This is a genomic window from Aeromonas sp. 1HA1, from assembly GCF_029237385.1.
GTDB classification, from domain to species: Bacteria; Pseudomonadota; Gammaproteobacteria; order Enterobacterales; family Aeromonadaceae; genus Aeromonas; species Aeromonas popoffii.
This window is the reverse complement of record NZ_JAACGC010000002.1, coordinates 70,240-86,753: the sequence shown is the minus strand read 5'-3', so window position 1 is coordinate 86,753 and position 16,514 is coordinate 70,240. Positions and strand designations below refer to the sequence as shown.

14 protein-coding genes are annotated in these 16,514 nt (G+C 60.1%); 13 read left to right on the top strand and 1 reads right to left on the bottom strand.

Annotation, left to right across the window (positions count from 1 at the left end; translation table 11 throughout):
* The first annotated feature begins 2 nt into the window (after window positions 1-2).
* The 13 genes from murD to GWQ22_RS01115 all read left to right on the top strand — a co-directional run bounded on the left by murD (window position 3) and on the right by GWQ22_RS01115 (window position 16,273).
* Window positions 3-1,286: a UDP-N-acetylmuramoyl-L-alanine--D-glutamate ligase gene (murD, locus tag GWQ22_RS01175; RefSeq protein ID WP_275929243.1), complete on the top strand. Its 1,284-nt coding sequence runs from the start codon at window positions 3-5 to the stop codon at window positions 1,284-1,286.
* Window positions 1,283-2,467, top strand: a complete 1,185-nt coding sequence (gene ftsW, locus GWQ22_RS01170; protein ID WP_042039047.1) for a cell division protein FtsW — start codon at window positions 1,283-1,285, stop codon at window positions 2,465-2,467. Before murD ends, ftsW begins: the two co-directional genes overlap by 4 nt.
* On the top strand, window positions 2,464-3,549 hold the full coding sequence (gene murG / locus GWQ22_RS01165; RefSeq protein ID WP_275929242.1) for an undecaprenyldiphospho-muramoylpentapeptide beta-N-acetylglucosaminyltransferase: 1,086 nt from the start codon (window positions 2,464-2,466) through the stop codon (window positions 3,547-3,549). The genes ftsW and murG overlap by 4 nt, the downstream gene beginning before the upstream one ends.
* Window positions 3,546-5,000 carry a UDP-N-acetylmuramate--L-alanine ligase gene (murC, locus tag GWQ22_RS01160; RefSeq protein WP_042039045.1) on the top strand — a complete coding sequence of 485 codons (1,455 nt, stop codon included), beginning with the start codon at window positions 3,546-3,548 and terminating at the stop codon, window positions 4,998-5,000. The genes murG and murC overlap by 4 nt, the downstream gene beginning before the upstream one ends.
* A 97-nt stretch (window positions 5,001-5,097) precedes the next feature.
* On the top strand, window positions 5,098-5,850 hold the full coding sequence (locus GWQ22_RS01155) for a cell division protein FtsQ/DivIB (protein WP_042039042.1): 753 nt from the start codon (window positions 5,098-5,100) through the stop codon (window positions 5,848-5,850).
* A complete protein-coding gene (gene ftsA / locus GWQ22_RS01150; protein ID WP_005314183.1) occupies window positions 5,831-7,090 on the top strand; it encodes a cell division protein FtsA in 1,260 nt (419 codons plus the stop codon). Before GWQ22_RS01155 ends, ftsA begins: the two co-directional genes overlap by 20 nt.
* A gap of 39 nt (window positions 7,091-7,129) precedes the next feature.
* A complete protein-coding gene (ftsZ, locus tag GWQ22_RS01145) occupies window positions 7,130-8,281 on the top strand; it encodes a cell division protein FtsZ (RefSeq protein ID WP_042039038.1) in 1,152 nt (383 codons plus the stop codon).
* A gap of 100 nt (window positions 8,282-8,381) precedes the next feature.
* A complete protein-coding gene (gene lpxC, locus GWQ22_RS01140) occupies window positions 8,382-9,305 on the top strand; it encodes a UDP-3-O-acyl-N-acetylglucosamine deacetylase (RefSeq protein WP_042039037.1) in 924 nt (307 codons plus the stop codon).
* A 140-nt stretch (window positions 9,306-9,445) separates the two neighbouring features.
* Window positions 9,446-10,351, top strand: a complete 906-nt coding sequence (locus tag GWQ22_RS01135; RefSeq protein ID WP_275929241.1) for a peptidoglycan DD-metalloendopeptidase family protein — start codon at window positions 9,446-9,448, stop codon at window positions 10,349-10,351.
* 60 nt (window positions 10,352-10,411) lie between these two features.
* Entirely contained in the window at window positions 10,412-13,132 is a 2,721-nt protein-coding gene (gene secA / locus GWQ22_RS01130; protein WP_275929240.1) for a preprotein translocase subunit SecA, read from the top strand.
* 73 nt (window positions 13,133-13,205) lie between these two features.
* Window positions 13,206-14,390, top strand: coding sequence for a tetratricopeptide repeat protein (locus tag GWQ22_RS01125; protein ID WP_275929239.1), 1,185 nt, complete (start codon window positions 13,206-13,208; stop codon window positions 14,388-14,390).
* An 8-nt stretch (window positions 14,391-14,398) separates the two neighbouring features.
* Window positions 14,399-14,806, top strand: a complete 408-nt coding sequence (mutT, locus tag GWQ22_RS01120; protein WP_212513328.1) for an 8-oxo-dGTP diphosphatase MutT — start codon at window positions 14,399-14,401, stop codon at window positions 14,804-14,806.
* Window positions 14,807-14,944: 138 nt separating this feature from the next.
* A complete protein-coding gene (locus tag GWQ22_RS01115) occupies window positions 14,945-16,273 on the top strand; it encodes an IS4 family transposase (protein ID WP_275929238.1) in 1,329 nt (442 codons plus the stop codon).
* 41 nt (window positions 16,274-16,314) lie between these two features.
* On the opposite strand, the gene yacG is transcribed toward GWQ22_RS01115, so the two are convergent.
* Window positions 16,315-16,509, bottom strand: coding sequence for a DNA gyrase inhibitor YacG (gene yacG, locus GWQ22_RS01110; RefSeq protein WP_042039030.1), 195 nt, complete (start codon window positions 16,507-16,509; stop codon window positions 16,315-16,317).
* Window positions 16,510-16,514: the final 5 nt, after the last annotated feature.

Below are 16,514 nucleotides of genomic sequence, written 5' to 3'. Positions count from 1 at the left end.
CCATGGTCATCATCATAGGACTCGGCAAAACCGGACTCTCCTGCGTCGATTACTTCCTCGGCCGTGGTGTCACGCCTTTGGTGATGGATACCCGCGCCAACCCGCCGGGCAAGGATCAACTGCCCGCCGAGGTAGCACTGATCCAGGGACTTGACGGCGATCTGCTCAGGCAGGCGCACATGATAGTCGCGAGCCCGGGCATCGCCCTGGCGACCCCCGAGCTGAAAGCCGCGGCCGAGTTCGGGGTGAGCATCGTCGGCGATATCGAGTTGTTCGTGCGCGAGGCCCAGGTGCCAGTCATCGCCATCACGGGTTCCAACGGCAAGAGCACTGTCACCACGCTAGTGGGCGAGATGATTGCCGAGGCGGGCCTCAAGGTCGGCGTCGGTGGCAACATAGGGATCCCGGCGCTGGATCTGCTCAAGCAGCCGATGGATCTCTGTGTGCTGGAGCTCTCCAGCTTCCAGCTGGAGACAACCCACAGCCTGCGTGCCGCCGCCTCCGTGGTGCTCAACCTCTCCGAGGACCACATGGATCGCTATCAGGGCATGGCTGACTACCGCGCCGCCAAGATGGAGATCCATCAGCATTCCCAGCACATCCTGATCAACCGCGACGATGCCCAGACCCTGCCCGATGTGGGTCAGGTGTGGCAGAGCTTCGGCCTCGACTGCAACGGCTATGGCCGCTGCTTGCTGGAGGGGCGCCCTTGGTTGACCCTGCACGGGGAGCCACTGCTCGCGGTGGACGACATGAAGATCGTCGGTGCCCACAATCAGGCCAATGCCCTGGCCGCCATGGCCCTGTGCGATGCGGTAGGCATTCCCCGCGAACCACAACTGGCCGTGCTGCGCCGCTTCGAAGGCCTGCCCCACCGTGCCCGCTTCGTGCGGGAGGTGAATGGGGTGCGCTGGATCAATGATTCCAAGGCCACCAACGTGGGGGCTACTCTGGCTGCCGTTGCCGGTGTGCGCGAGTCGGTCAAGGGGCGCCTGTTGCTGCTGGCCGGTGGTCAGGGCAAGGGCCAAGACTTTGGCCCGATCCAGGCGCTGCTGGGCAACCAGATCGATCACATGTACTGCTTCGGTCAGGATGCCGAGGTGCTGCTGGCTCTGGGCGAGCAGACCGAGCAGGTCGCCTCCCTCGAGGCCGCCGTTGCCAAGGCTGCCGCCGATGCCAGACCTGGTGACTGGGTGCTGCTTGCGCCTGCTTGCGCCAGCCTGGATCAATTCACGTCTTTTGAAGCGCGCGGTGATCGTTTCACCGAGCTGGTACACACCTTATGAACGCCCTTAGCGCCGTCGCAGGTGTGCTGAAACGCTGGTTGCTACCTGCGCGTCCAGCAGGCCTCTACGATCGGCAACTGGTGGTGCTGGCACTGGCATTGATGGCGGTGGGTCTGGTGATAGTGGCCTCGGCTTCGATCCCGGAGGGGATCGCCATCAACAACGATCCCTTCATGTTCGTGAAGCGCCACGGCCTCTTCCTGGTGATGGCGCTCGGCATCTCCTGGTTCGTGCTGCAAGTGCCCATGGCTCGCTGGCAACACTACAACGGCCCCATGCTGGTGCTTGCCATCATCATGCTGGTGCTGGTGCTGCTGGTGGGGCGCAGCGTCAACGGTTCCATCCGTTGGCTGCCGCTCGGCCCCTTCAACCTGCAGCCGGCCGAGTTCGGCAAGCTGGCCCTGTTTGTCTATTTGGCGGGCTACCTGGTGCGCCGCCAGAACGAGGTGCGCGAGCGCTTCATCGGCTTCATGAAGCCGATGGCTGTGCTGTTCGTGGTGGCCATACTGCTGCTGGCTCAGCCCGACCTGGGATCCGTGGTGGTGATGTTTGTCACTTCGCTGGGCATGTTGTTCTTGGCGGGGGCGCGGCTGGTGCAGTTCATCGGCCTCATCCTGGTGGGGGTGGGCGCCGTGGTGACCCTGATCATCGTCGAGCCTTACCGGATGCGACGGGTAACCTCCTTCCTCGACCCCTGGGCCGATCCGTTCGGCAGCGGCTACCAGCTGACCCAGTCACTGATGGCGTTCGGTCGTGGCAGCTGGTTTGGCGAGGGACTTGGCAACTCCATTCAGAAGATGGAGTACCTGCCGGAGGCGCATACCGACTTCGTGTTTGCGATCCTGGGCGAAGAGCTGGGCTATGTGGGCGTGCTGGGCGCGCTCTTCCTCATTTTCGCGCTGGCGTTCAAGGCACTCAAGCTGGGGCACCAGGCACTGGTGGCCGAGCGCTTGTATGAAGGCTACCTGGCCATCGGTATTGGCATCTGGTTCAGCTTCCAGACCTTCGTCAACGTCGGTGCTGCCAGCGGCATGATGCCTACCAAGGGGCTGACCCTGCCGCTGGTCAGCTACGGTGGTTCCAGTCTCATCATCATGATGGTGGCGGTGAGTATGTTGATTCGTATCGATTTCGAGCTGCGTCAGGCCAGTGCCCAGGCGCGCGTGCGGGAGGTTTCGTGAGCAAGACTCTGTTGGTGATGGCGGGCGGAACCGGGGGCCATGTGTTCCCCGGCTTGGCCGTGGCCGATCGCCTCAAGGCCCAGGGCTGGACCATCCACTGGCTCGGCACCGCCGACCGGATGGAGGCCGAACTGGTGCCTGCCCACGGTTATCCCATCTCCTTCATCGATATTCAGGGGGTGCGCGGCAATGGCATCAAGCGGTTGCTGGTGGCACCCTACCGTATCGTCAAGTCGATCCTGCAGGCGCGTCAGGTGCTCAAGACAGTTCGCCCAGACGTGGTGCTCGGCATGGGCGGCTTTGCCTCCGGCCCGGGTGGCGTGGCCGCCTGGTTCTCCGGCATCCCGTTGCTGCTCCATGAACAGAATGCGGCGGCCGGTATGACCAACAAATTGTTGGCGCGCATCGCCAAGCGGGTGTTGATGGCATTTCCGGGGGCCTTCGCCCCGAGCCGTCGCACCGCTGTGGTGGGCAATCCGGTGCGCCCGGAGGTGGTGGCCTTGCCGGATCCCCAACTGCGCAGCAGCAGCGAACCGCTGCACCTGCTGATCGTCGGTGGCAGCCTGGGGGCCCGAGTGCTCAACGAACAGGTTCCGCCAGCCGTTGCCGCTGCCGGTGTCCCCATCGCGGTGCGCCATCAGTGCGGCAAGGGCAACCGGGAGGTTGTCGCGCAGGAGTATGCCAATCAGGGCGTTGAGGCCGAGGTGAGCGAGTTCATCAAAGACATGGCTGATGCCTATGCCTGGGCCGATCTGGTGGTATGCCGCGCGGGGGCCCTGACCGTCTCCGAAGTGGCTGCAGCCGGAGTTGCCGCCATTTTTGTGCCACTGCCTCATGCGGTGGATGATCACCAGACCCGCAACGCCCTGACCCTGGTCGATGGCGGCGGTGCTGAATTCCTGCCCCAATCCGAGCTGACCACGGCCTCGCTGGCCGCACGCCTCAGCTGGCTTGCCGGACGCAGAGAAACCCTATTGAACATGGCCCAAGCTGCCCGTCGCGTCGCGATTACCGATGCCGCCGAGCGGGTAGCCGATGAGTGTAAACGACTCGCCGCTGGGCAGACTGAGAGAACATTATGACCAAGGTTGAACTGGCAAAACTGCGTACTGTGATCCCCGAAATGCGTCGCGTGCGTCGCATCCACTTTATCGGCATAGGTGGCGCCGGTATGGGCGGGATCGCCGAGGTGCTTGCCAACGAAGGGTATCAGGTAACAGGCTCGGATCTGGCCCGCAATGCGGTGACCGAGCGGCTGGCGTCGCTGGGGGCTCATATCTTCGTCGGCCACAGCGCCGAGCATGTGAGCGAGGCGAGTGTGGTGGTGGTCTCTACAGCCATCAAGCAGGACAACCCGGAGCTGCTGGCCGCCCGCGAGCTGCGCATCCCGGTGGTGCGCCGCGCCGAGATGCTGGCCGAGCTGATGCGTTTCCGCCATGGCATCGCCATCGCCGGCACCCACGGCAAGACCACCACCACCAGTCTGGTGGCGAGCATCTATGCCGAGGCTGAGCGTGATCCGACCTTCGTCATCGGCGGCCTGCTCAACAGCGCCGGCACCAATGCCCGCCTGGGCAGCAGCCGTTATCTGATCGCCGAAGCGGACGAGAGTGACGCCTCCTTCCTGCATCTGCAGCCGATGGTATCCATAGTGACCAACATCGAAGCGGATCACATGGATACCTACGGCGGTGACTTCTCCCGGTTGAAAGCCACCTTCATCGACTTTTTGCACAACCTGCCCTTCTACGGTCTGGCCGTGGTGTGTGTGGATGATCCCGTGATCCGTGGCCTGCTGCCCGAGATCGCCCGCCCGACCATCACCTATGGTCTCTGCGATGATGCCGACGTACAGGTGCTGGACTTTGTGCAGACCAGCAATCGCAGCCGTTTCCGGGTCCGTCGAGCGGGCGCTGGTGAGCTGGAAGTGACCCTGAACCTGCCAGGCATCCACAATGCGCTCAATGCCGCCGCAGCGATTGCGGTCGCTACCGAAGACGGGATCGGCGATGATGCCATCATCCGTGCGCTGGCCAAGTTTGAAGGCGTGGGTCGCCGCTTCCAGCAATATGGTGAATTCGAGACTGGCCGCGGCAAGGCCATGCTGGTGGACGATTACGGTCATCACCCGAGCGAAGTGAAGGTCACCATCAATGCCGCTCGCGCCGGTTGGCCCGAGAAGCGCCTGGTCATGGTGTTCCAGCCGCACCGTTATACCCGCACCCGCGACCTCTACGAGGACTTCGCCGATGTGCTCTCCAAGGTAGACGTGTTGGTGATGCTGGAGGTCTATGCCGCCGGTGAAGAGCCCATACCGGGGGCTGATGGCCGCGCCCTGTGCCGTTCCATCCGCTCCCGTGGCAACCTGGAGCCCATCTTTGTCGCGACCCCGGACGACGTACCCTCAGTGCTGGCAGGACTGGTCGGAGAGGGGGACCTGGTGCTGACCCAGGGGGCGGGGAACGTCGGTGCGCTGGCACGTCGTCTCGGCGAGATGAAATTGAGCATTGAGAGCATGAAATCCGGCGCCTGAGGGCCCAATCAGTATTTTGACCGCCAAGCCGGGGCCTATATAATGGCGGACCGGTCTGTAAAGGGCCGGCATGGCGCGTTAAACGGGGAAAGATCGGGTGGAGGCAAGGGCACAAGGGCGCACCAAGGGTGGCTTCATCGCAGGGGTGGCATTTTTCATCCTGGTCATGTGGGGCTTCTACCAGACAGCGCTGGATGTTAAAGGTTGGCTGACGGATGCCAATCGGTTGCCCATGAGCGAGTTGTTGCTGCAGGGGCAGCACCAGTATTTGCAGACCGACGAGTTGCGTAACGCCGTGCTGGATGGTGCCGAGCTGCGTAACTTCTTCGAGTTGGATGTAAACGAATTACAGGCGCGATTGAATGCCTTGCCTTGGGTGGCCCAGGTCTCTGTACGCAAGAAGTGGCCAAACAAGATCAAGGTCTATCTCACCGAGCAGGCGGTAGCGGCACGCTGGAATGGCAACCGCTTCGTCAACACCAAGGGTGAGGTGTTCAGTGCGCCGGACAGGGTGAAGACCCCCCTGATGCAGCTATCCGGGCCGGAAGATCAGGCCGTTAAGGTACTGGAAGCCAGCCGTCAGTACGAGGCGCAGCTGGCAGCCAAGGGATACAAGCTGCTGGGAGTGAATCTGACCCCCCGCCATGCCTGGGAACTGACCCTGGATGGCAACATTCAGTTGTTTTTGGGGCGCTCGGATATAGCGCTTCGATTGCAGCGGTTTATCGATGCTTTTCCGATCATCGAACCCCGTGAGCAGGTTGCTTATGTGGATCTTCGATACGACACCGGAATGGCAGTTGGCTGGAAGAAGAACGAAGAGAAAGTGAATGACCAAAACCGCAGATAGAAATCTGATTGTCGGACTGGATATCGGCACAACCAAGGTGGCGGTTCTGGTTGGCGAAGTGCTGCCAGACGGTGAGCTCAATGTCATCGGCATGGGCAGTCACGCCTCTCGTGGCATGGATAAGGGCGGGGTCAACGATCTTGATTCCGTGGTCAAGTCCCTGCGTCGTGCGGTGGAAGAGGCCGAGATGATGGCCGACTGCCAGATCAGCTCCGTGTATCTGGGGCTGTCCGGCAAGCACATCGATTGCCGCAACGAAACCGGTATGGTGCCCATCTCCGATGAGGAGGTGACCCAGGAGGACGTGGATAACGTCATCCACACCGCCAAATCGGTGCGTTTGTCCGATGAGCTGCGGGTGCTGCATGTGCTGCCCCAGGAGTTTGCCATCGACTATCAGGAAGGCATCAAGAACCCGGTCGGTCTGTCCGGGGTCCGTATGGCAGCCAAGGTGCACCTGATCACCTGCCACAACGACATGGCCCGCAACATCGAGAAATGTGTGGAGAAGGTCGGTCTGCGGGTGGATCAGCTGATTTTCTCCGCGCTGGCTTCCAGCTATGCCGTGCTGACCGAAGACGAGAAAGAGCTGGGTGTCTGCGTGGTGGACATAGGTGGCGGTACCATGGACATGTCGCTGTTTACCGGCGGTGCCCTGCGCCATACCAAGGTGATCCCCTACGCTGGCAGCACTGTGACCAGCGACATCGCCTACGCCTTCGGCACGCCGCCGCTGGACGCAGAAGCGATCAAGGTGCGCTACGGCTGCGCCCTCGGCCGTCTGGTCAGCAAGGAAGACAATATTGAAGTACCCAGTGTCGGCGGTCGTCCGGCGCGTAGCCTGCAACGGCAGACACTGGCCGAAGTGATTGAGCCCCGTTACACCGAGTTGCTCTCCATGGTGAATGATGAGCTGGTGCGGGTACAAAGCGAATTGAAAGCGCAGGGGGTCAAGCATCAGTTGGCCGCCGGTGTGGTTTTGACCGGCGGCGCTGCCCAGATCGAAGGCATTGTGGAGTGTGCAGAGCAGATCTTCCAGAGCCAGGTCCGGGTAGGGGAGCCCATGAATATACGGGGATTGAGTGATTATGTGCAGGCGCCTGTGTACTCGACCGCGGTCGGGCTATTGCAGTACGGCCGCACCCATCAATCTTCAGGCAGTAGCAAGGAATATGCCGCCAAAGCAAGCGTCGGTGGGCTGGTCAAACGGGTCAGCAACTGGTTGCGTGGCGAGTTTTAAGAATTTTGCTGAGTCAGGCAAATAAAGCGGAGAGACAACATGTTTGAATTTATGGATAGCCACACTGACGAAGCCGTCATTAAAGTGATCGGTGTAGGTGGCGGCGGCGGTAACGCGGTCGAGCACATGGTTCGTCAAAACATCGAAGGTGTCGAGTTCATTACCGTCAACACCGACGCCCAGGCTCTGCGTAACTCCAGTGCCAACACCACTCTGCAGATCGGCGGTGGCATCACCAAGGGTCTGGGCGCCGGAGCCAATCCGGAAGTGGGTCGTGATGCGGCCATGGAAGACAGGGAAGCGCTGCGTGAGCTGCTGACCGGTGCTGACATGGTGTTCATCGCCGCCGGTATGGGTGGTGGTACAGGTACAGGCGCTGCGCCGATCGTGGCCGAAGTAGCCCGTGAGATGGGCATACTGACAGTTGCTGTCGTAACCAAGCCGTTCTCCTTTGAAGGGAAGAAGCGGATGGGCTTCGCCGCCCACGGCATCGAAGAGCTCTCCAAGAACGTCGACTCCCTGATCACCATCCCCAACGACAAGTTGCTGAAGGTGCTGGGTCGCGGTATTTCCCTGCTGGACGCCTTCAAGGCTGCCAACGATGTACTGCTGGGCGCGGTACAGGGCATTGCCGAGCTGATTACCCGTCCGGGCTTGATCAACGTCGACTTCGCGGACGTGCGTACCGTGATGCGTGAAATGGGTACCGCCATGATGGGTACCGGTTCCGCCACCGGCGATGACCGTGCCGAAGAAGCGGCTGAGAAAGCCATCTCCAGCCCGCTGCTGGAAGACGTGGATCTGGCCGGTGCCCGTGGCATCCTGGTCAACATCACCGCAGGGATGGACATGACCATCGAAGAGTTCGAAACCGTGGGTAACGCGGTCAAGGCCTTCGCATCCGAGAACGCCACCGTGGTGGTGGGTACCGTTATCGATCCGGAAATGCACGACGAACTGCGTGTGACCGTGGTTGCCACCGGTATCGGTGCCGAGCGCAAGCCCGACATCACGCTGGTGAAGAACAACATGGTACAAGAGCGTCCGGCCCGTCAGCCCCTGATCAGCGAAGCCCTGCAGTCTCGCGTGATGGAAGAGGCCCCGGCCAAGGTGGTCAACGCCGAGCCGCAAGCTCGTCGCGAACCGGATTATCTCGATATTCCTGCGTTCCTGCGCAAGCAAGCTGACTAAGCCCCTAATGGCACTAGTTTGTTTGTTGTTTAAGGAATGTGCTAAGATGGCCTGCCACGACCATCTGGTCCGGAATATGAGCTGTTAAGCGGATACGCCCATGATTAGACAAAGAACCTTGAAAACGAGTGTCCAGGCCACTGGTGTGGGCCTGCATTCGGGCCGGAAAGTCACAATGACGTTCCGTCCGGCGCCTGTTAACACAGGGATCGTTTACTTGCGTACCGATCTTGATCCTGTGGTGGCGCTGCCAGCCAATGCCGATCAGGTGCGCGATACCGTGCTTTGTACCGCGTTGGTCAACGAAGCCGGTGTCCGTGTCTCTACCATTGAGCACCTCTCTGCCGCGCTGGCCGGAATGGGGATCGACAACCTCTATGTCGAGGTTGACGCACCCGAGATCCCGGTGATGGACGGCAGTGCGCACCCCTTTATCTACCTGCTGCAAGAAGTCGGTATCCGTGAGCAAAATGCGGCCAAGCAGTTTGTGCGGATCAAGCAGAGCATCCGGGTTGAAGACGGCGACAAGTGGGCGGAATTCCACCCTTATCGCAATGGCTTCAAGATGGATCTCGAGATCGATTTCCAGCATCCGGTATTTGAAGGACGCAACCAGCGTTGCGTGCTGGATTTCTCCGGTGCTTCTTTCGTGAAAGAGATCAGTCGTGCCCGTACTTTCGGTTTCATGCGTGACATCGAGTACCTGCGTTCCCAGAACCTGGCGCTGGGCGGAAGCCTGGAAAACGCCGTGGTGCTGGATGACTATCGGGTACTGAACGAAGATGGTCTGCGCTATGAAGACGAATTCGTCAAACACAAGATGTTGGATGCGATCGGTGACCTGTACATGTGTAACCGCAGCATCATTGGCGAATTCCGTGCCTACAAGACGGGTCATGCCCTGAACAACATGCTGCTGCGTGCCTTGCTGGCCAAGCAGGAGGCCTGGGAACTGGTGACCTTCGAGGGTGAGGGCGATAAAGCGCCCATCGCTTACTACGATAACGGTCTGGTTCTGGCCTGATAGCTGTGCAACGGAACGTCGGTCCTCTCTCCGCACCGACGTTCCGTCATTTATTGACTCCATCCTTTAATACCGATTATCTCCCGGTTTTATTCCCCGTGCTGGCTCCTGGCCTCACCTGACCGAGCAGACAGATTTCTATGAGCATTACCCTGATCCTCAACGGCAAGCAGCGACGCAAGTTGCACTTACCCAAACAACGTCTGGCCTGGGTCGGCGGTATCCTCTTCACTGTATTGGCCCTGAGCGGTGGTTGGCTCTGGCAGAGCTGGCACCAGAAAATGGAGGCGCTGACAGTCGCGCTGGCCATGGCCGAACAGCAAAAAAACACGCAAGGGGCCGATGAAGCCCGCGAACAGCTTGCCATGCTGGCCGCCCAGGTGGGCACCATGCAGGGGCAGCTGGGTCGTCTCAATGCGCTCGGCGAGCGGCTGACCGAGCAGGCAGACCTCGATCCCGAGGAGTTCAATTTCAAGGAGCTGCCCCCCATGGGCGGCCCTTCCTATGATGCGGATCTGGAAGTCAACCTCAATGAGTTGCAGGATTCCATGAAGCATCTCAGCCAGCAGCTCGGCAGTCGTGAAGAGCAGCTGTCGGTACTTGAATCTTTCATCATGAATCACCATATAACCGATGCCGGTTTTATTTCCGGATCGCCGGTCAAGCAGGAGCGGATTTGGGTCTCCTCTGGCTTCGGTGGTCGGGTCGATCCGTTCAACGGTCGCGCCAAGATGCATAAAGGGGTGGATTTCCGTGGCAAGCCCGGTACTCCTATCCTGGCCACAGGCCAGGGCGTCGTCAGCTGGGCAGGCCGCCATCCGGAATTTGGCAACATGGTGGAGATCAACCATGGCAATGGTCTGGTGACCCGCTATGCCCACAACTCCAAGTTGCTGGTCGAAGTGGGCACCCTGGTCGATCAGGGCCAGAAGATTGCCTTGATGGGACGCACCGGTCGCGCGACCGGGGTCCATTTGCATTACGAAGTGTTGAAAGACGGTCGTCAGGTCAACCCCGCACGCTTTCTTAATGCCAGACGGGGTTAGGTTTTTTTTCTCCAGGTTCCAGTGACGGAACATGTATATAACCAGAAATAGTTGGTACCCATGATTAGCACACTGCTCACCAAGATTATCGGCAGCCGGAACGACAGAACGCTCAAGGCTTTGCGCAAAATTGTAAAACAGATCAATGCGATGGAGCCTCAGTACGAGGCCCTGTCCGATAGCGAGTTGCAGGCCAAGACAGCTGAATATCGTCAGCGTCTGGAGCAGGGTGAGACGCTGGAGCAGCTGCTGCCGGAAGCGTTCGCCACCGTGCGTGAAGCCTCCCGCCGGGTGTTTGGCATGCGTCACTTCGACGTGCAGCTGATCGGTGGCATGGTGCTTGACTCCAACCGCATCGCCGAGATGAAAACCGGTGAAGGCAAGACGCTGACGGCGACATTGCCGGCGTATCTGAACGCCCTGAGCGGTCGCGGTGTGCACGTGGTGACGGTCAACGACTACCTGGCCAGGCGCGATGCCGAGGCGAACCGCCCCCTGTTCACCTTCCTCGGCATGACGGTCGATTGCAACGTGCCAGGCATGGATGCGTCCCAGAAGCGTGACGCCTACGCCGCCGACATCACCTATGGTACCAACAACGAATTCGGTTTCGATTACCTGCGCGACAACATGGCGTTTTCGCCGGAGCAGCGCGTGCAGCGTCCGCTCAACTACGCGCTGGTGGATGAGGTGGATTCAGTGCTCATCGATGAAGCTCGTACCCCGCTCATCATCTCTGGCCCGGCCGAAGACAGCTCAGCCCTCTATATCCAGGTTAACAAGCTGATCCCTGAGCTGATCAAGCAGGACAAGGAAGACACCGAGGAGTACACGGGTGAAGGTCACTACACGGTGGACGAGAAGAACCGTCAGGCCCTGTTGACCGAAAATGGCCAGATCTTCGTGGAAGAGCTGCTCAAGCGAGAGGGTTTGCTGGCAGAAGAGGACTCCCTGTTCTCCGCCACCAACATCAGCCTGCTGCACCATGTCAATGCCGGTCTGCGTGCTCACACCCTGTTTGAGCGCAACGTCGACTACATAGTGCAAAAAGGCGAGATCGTCATCGTCGATGAACACACGGGTCGCACCATGCCGGGCCGTCGCTGGTCCGATGGCCTGCATCAGGCCGTCGAGGCGAAGGAAGGGGTCAAGATCCAGAACGAGAACCAGACGCTGGCCTCCATCACCTTCCAGAACTACTTCCGTCTCTATGACAAGCTGGCGGGGATGACGGGTACTGCGGATACCGAAGCCTTTGAATTCCAGCAGATCTATGGTCTGGATACCGTCGTTATCCCGACCAACAAGCCGATGGTGCGCAAAGACATGGGCGATCTGGTCTATCTGACCGCTCAGGAGAAATACGCTGCCATCGTCGAAGATATTCGCGGTTGCGTCTCCCGTGGTCAGCCGGTGCTGGTGGGTACTGTCTCCATCGAAAACTCCGAGCTGCTCTCCGGTATCCTGACCAAGGAGGAGATCCCGCACAAGGTGCTGAACGCCAAGTTCCACGCCATGGAAGCGGAGATAGTTGCTCAGGCGGGTCAACTCGGTGCTGTCACCATCGCCACCAACATGGCCGGTCGTGGTACCGATATCGTGTTGGGTGGCAACTGGCAGGCAGAGATTGCCCAGCTGGAGAATCCAAGCGACGAGCAGATCAGCGACATCAAGGCTGCCTGGCAGATCCGCCACGATGCCGTGCTGGCTGCCGGTGGTTTGCACATCATAGGTACCGAGCGCCACGAATCCCGTCGCATCGACAACCAGCTGCGCGGTCGTTCCGGTCGTCAGGGTGACCCGGGTTCCTCACGCTTCTATCTCTCCATGGAAGATACCCTGATGCGGATCTTCGCCTCCGATCGTGTCACCGGCATGATGAAGAAGCTGGGCATGGAAGAGGGCGAAGCCATCGAGCATCCCTGGGTGACCAAGGCCATCGAAAACGCCCAGCGCAAGGTGGAAGGTCGCAACTTCGACATCCGCAAGAGCCTGCTCGAGTTTGATGACGTGGCCAATGACCAGCGCAAGGTGGTCTATGAGCAGCGCAACGAGCTGCTGGACACCAACGACATCTCCGAGACCATTCACGTCATCCGTGACGACGTCTACGGCGCCGTGATCGACGAGTACATTCCGTCCCAGTCGCTGGAAGAGATGTGGGATGTACCGGGTCTGGAAGCGCGTCTGAAGGCCGACTTCGCGCTGGATCTGCCGCTGCAGCAGTGGCTGGCGGAAGATGACAAGTTGTATGAAGAGAAGCTGCGCGAGCGCATTCTGGACGAAGCCAACAAGCTTTATGCCCACAAGCAGGAGATGGTTGGTATCGATGTGCTGCGCAACTTCGAGAAAGCCGTGATGCTGCAAACCCTGGATGGCCTGTGGAAGGAGCATCTGGCGGCCATGGATCACCTGCGTCAGGGTATTCATCTGCGCGGTTACGCCCAGAAGAACCCCAAGCAGGAGTACAAGCGCGAATCCTTCGATCTGTTCACCCAGATGCTGGAAACCCTCAAGCGCGACGTGGTCAGCATACTGAGCCGGGTACAGGTGCAGGGACGTGATGTGGAGGCGCTGGAAGAACAGCAACGCCAACAGGCGGAAGCCGCTCCCCACACTTACACCCATGCTGCCGCAGAGAGCCAGCTGGCCGATGAAGAGGCCGATGCCAAAGAGGGTCACACCACCTTCGTGCGGGACGAGCAGAAGGTCGGTCGCAACGATCCCTGCCCCTGCGGCTCCGGCAAGAAATACAAGCACTGCCATGGTCAGTTGACCTGATCTGTCAGTGACGCTTCAATGCACCGCCTCCGGGCGGTGCATTCATTTAAGGGCGGCAAAGGAGAGGGACTGGATGAGCAAGATGCCGACAGGATGGGATGCCGGTGCCCATGAGCGCTGGCTCGGAGGCCAGCGACAGGCGGCGATCCAGCAGTTGCTGGTGCGACTGAACGGTGCCGCAGTCAAACCTGTGGCATGGCAGCTGCAGTTTGCCTATTACCTCTTCCTGTGTGATGACCCGGCCTCTGCCGCGCAAGTGCTGGAGATGACTCACCAGATGGCACCCGAGAATGACGAGGTGCTGCGCAATCTCGGCATCAGTTTGTCGCGCTCGGGACAATACGAACGTGCGGTCGAGAGGCTGCAGATCCTGCTGGTACGAGCGCCGGCGGATTTCCATGCGCTGGACGCGCTCTGCGCCTCGCTGGCCAAGCTGGGGCGTCATGCTGAGGCGGCAGTGGCAGGCACCAGCGCGCTGACCCTGAAAGATCGTGTGGCCCGATATCAGCCCGACGACTGGTCGTTACCCGACGATGATCCGTCAACCTGGCTGGCGAGCCGTGAAAGCAAGCAGGATGTCATCGCCTTCTCTCTGTGGGGCAAGGCTCCTCGCTATCTTCGAGGGGCTATCGACAACGTACTGGCGGCCACCTATCTCTACCCTGAGTGGCGTGTGCGCTTCTATGTGGATGAGAGTGTGCCGTCGGCAATGGTGACTTGTCTGCAGGAACTGGGGGCCGAGGTGCTGGTGCAAGCGCCCGGTCAATCCCAGCGTCAGCGTCTGTGCTGGCGCTTCCTGGTGGTCAATGACCCGCAGGTGGGACGCTTCCTGGTGCGGGATGTAGATTCAGTGCTGAGCGTGCGAGAGCGTGTCGCCGTCGATGACTGGCTTGTATCGGGGCGCTGGTTTCATATCATGCGGGATTGGTGGAGTCACACCGATCTGGTGTTGGCGGGCATGTGGGGAGGGATCGCTGGCGTTCTGCCGCCGTTGGCCCCCTTGCTCAATGCCTATCAACCCGAGGCGATGGAAACGCCGAACATCGATCAATGGTTTCTGCGCGACACGCTTTGGGGCTATTTGGCCCAGAGCTGTCTGGTTCATGATCGCTGCTTCACCCCGCCAGGGGCACTCCCCTGGCCGCGTCCTGCTCCCGATGGGGGTGAGCATGTGGGGCAGGATATCTTTACGGCACAAGGGGAACGCCAGGCCCGCCGGTTGGCCCCCTGGATGGCCAAGTTGCCGTGTTTACGTTGAGGACAATGATGGAACAGAAAAAACGGCTCTGGGTGGCGGTTGGCGTCATCGAGAATGAACGGGGCGAGATCTTCATCGCCAAGCGCTCTTCAGACCGCCATCAGGGCGATCGCTGGGAGTTCCCGGGTGGCAAGGTGGAGGCGGGGGAAGACCTGCTCACCGCACTGGACAGGGAGCTGTGGGAAGAGATTGGCATCCGGGTACTGGATTGTGCCCCCTTCATGGAGCTGCATCACGACTACCCAGAGAAGCAGGTGTTGCTGGATATCTGGAAGGTGACCCGTTTCAGCGGTGAGCCGTTCGGCAAGGAGGGTCAGGCGTGTCTGTGGGTGCCGCTGGCATCGCTGCATGAATACCGGTTCCCGGATGCCAACGGTCCTATCGTCGCGCGGTTGCAGGCCTGTTTGACCGTCTGATGCGGTGTAGCTGGGTCGCGCGGATATGACAGAGATTAAAAAAGGGCCTTGCGGGTAATGCCGATCAGTTAAGGATCCATTGACCGATCCTTCTGATGTGTGAAAATCCGAAACCTGTTGATTGGTTTCGGATTTTTTATGCGTATCGCTCAAGCTCTCGACTTCCTACACGCCAGCAAGGCCGCTCAGTTTGAGTCACTCTCCGACCTCATTCCCAACGAGCTCATCACCACTCTGCTCGGCGAAGAGGGCGTTGCTACCCTGCGCCGTCGCCGTATGCCCATGGAGCGACTGGTCTGGGCCATCATCGGCATGGCCATCTTCCGCAACGTCCCCATGACTCAGCTGGTCAATCAGCTCGATATCCTGCTGCCCGGTAACCGCCCCTTTGTCGCCCCCAGCGCCTTCCTGCAAGCTCGCCAGAAGCTTGGCCACAAGAGCATTGAGCGGCTGTTTCACGAGACCGCCGCAGGCTGGCACCAGCAGGCCAATCACCCCGGCTGGGCCGGGCTGCAACTGCTCGCCGTCGATGGCGTGATGTGGCGCACGCCTGATACCCCGGACAATGCCGCCGCGTTTGCCAAGCCCGGTACCCAGCATGGGGAGACCGCTTATCCGCAGGTGCGCATGCTCTGCCAGATGGAGTTGACCAGTCACCTGCTTGTTCAGGCGGTCATGGAGAGTTGCGCCGTCAACGAGATGGTGTTGGCCGAGCAGCTTGTCGCGCGCACGCCGGACCACTCGCTGACCCTGTTCGACAAGGGGTTTTACTCCCTCGGTTTGCTCCATGCATGGCAGACCACTGGCAGCGAGCGGCACTGGTTGCTGCCACTCAAAAAGGGCACGCAATATGAGGTGGTGCGCAAGCTGGGGCGTCAGGATGCCCTGGTGCGTCTCAACACCAGTCCACAGGGGAGGAAGAAGTGGCCGCAACTGCCGGACACGCTAGAAGCCCGCTTGCTGACTCGCACTATCAACGGCAAAGAGCGGCAGGTGCTGACCTCGATGGTCGACCCGATGCGTTTCCCTGGCGCCGACATCGTCGACTTGTATGGTCATCGTTGGGAAATCGAGCTGGGCTATCGGGAGATGAAGCACAGCCTGCAACAGCACCGGCTGACCCTGCGCAGCAAGAAGGCGACGGGGATACGGCAAGAGCTATGGGGTGTGTTGCTGGCGTACAACCTGCTGCGCAGCCAGATGGTGAAGATGGCGGCGAGCCTGAAGGGATACACGGCGAGCCAGTTGAGTTTTCACATGGCATCGGTCTATCTCATCCATGAGCTGAGCTGCATGCCGTATGTATCGCCGGGGAATATCCCGGGACGCGTTGCGGAGCTGGAGAAACAGGCGGGCCAGTTTGTGTTGCCGGCCCGAAGGGAGCGAAGTTATCCCCGCAGCGTGAAGCCAAGGCCACAGAAGTATGGAGTTAAAAAAACCAATAAAAACAATGCCAGTCAGGCTTAACTGACTGGCATTAGGCCTTGCGGGCCCTTTTTGTGTGCGGCTCATTGCCACTGCTCACCCTCTTCCGGGTAAGGCAGCAGGTCCGGATTGATGGGGCCCGGGATACGCTTCTCCTCGTTGGCCCACTCGCCCAGATCGATCAGCTGGCAGCGCTTGCAACAGAAGGGGCGAAACGGGCTCTGGGGACCCCACTCCAGCTCGGTTTTACAGGTCGGGCATTTTATCTTGGTGACCATTCTTG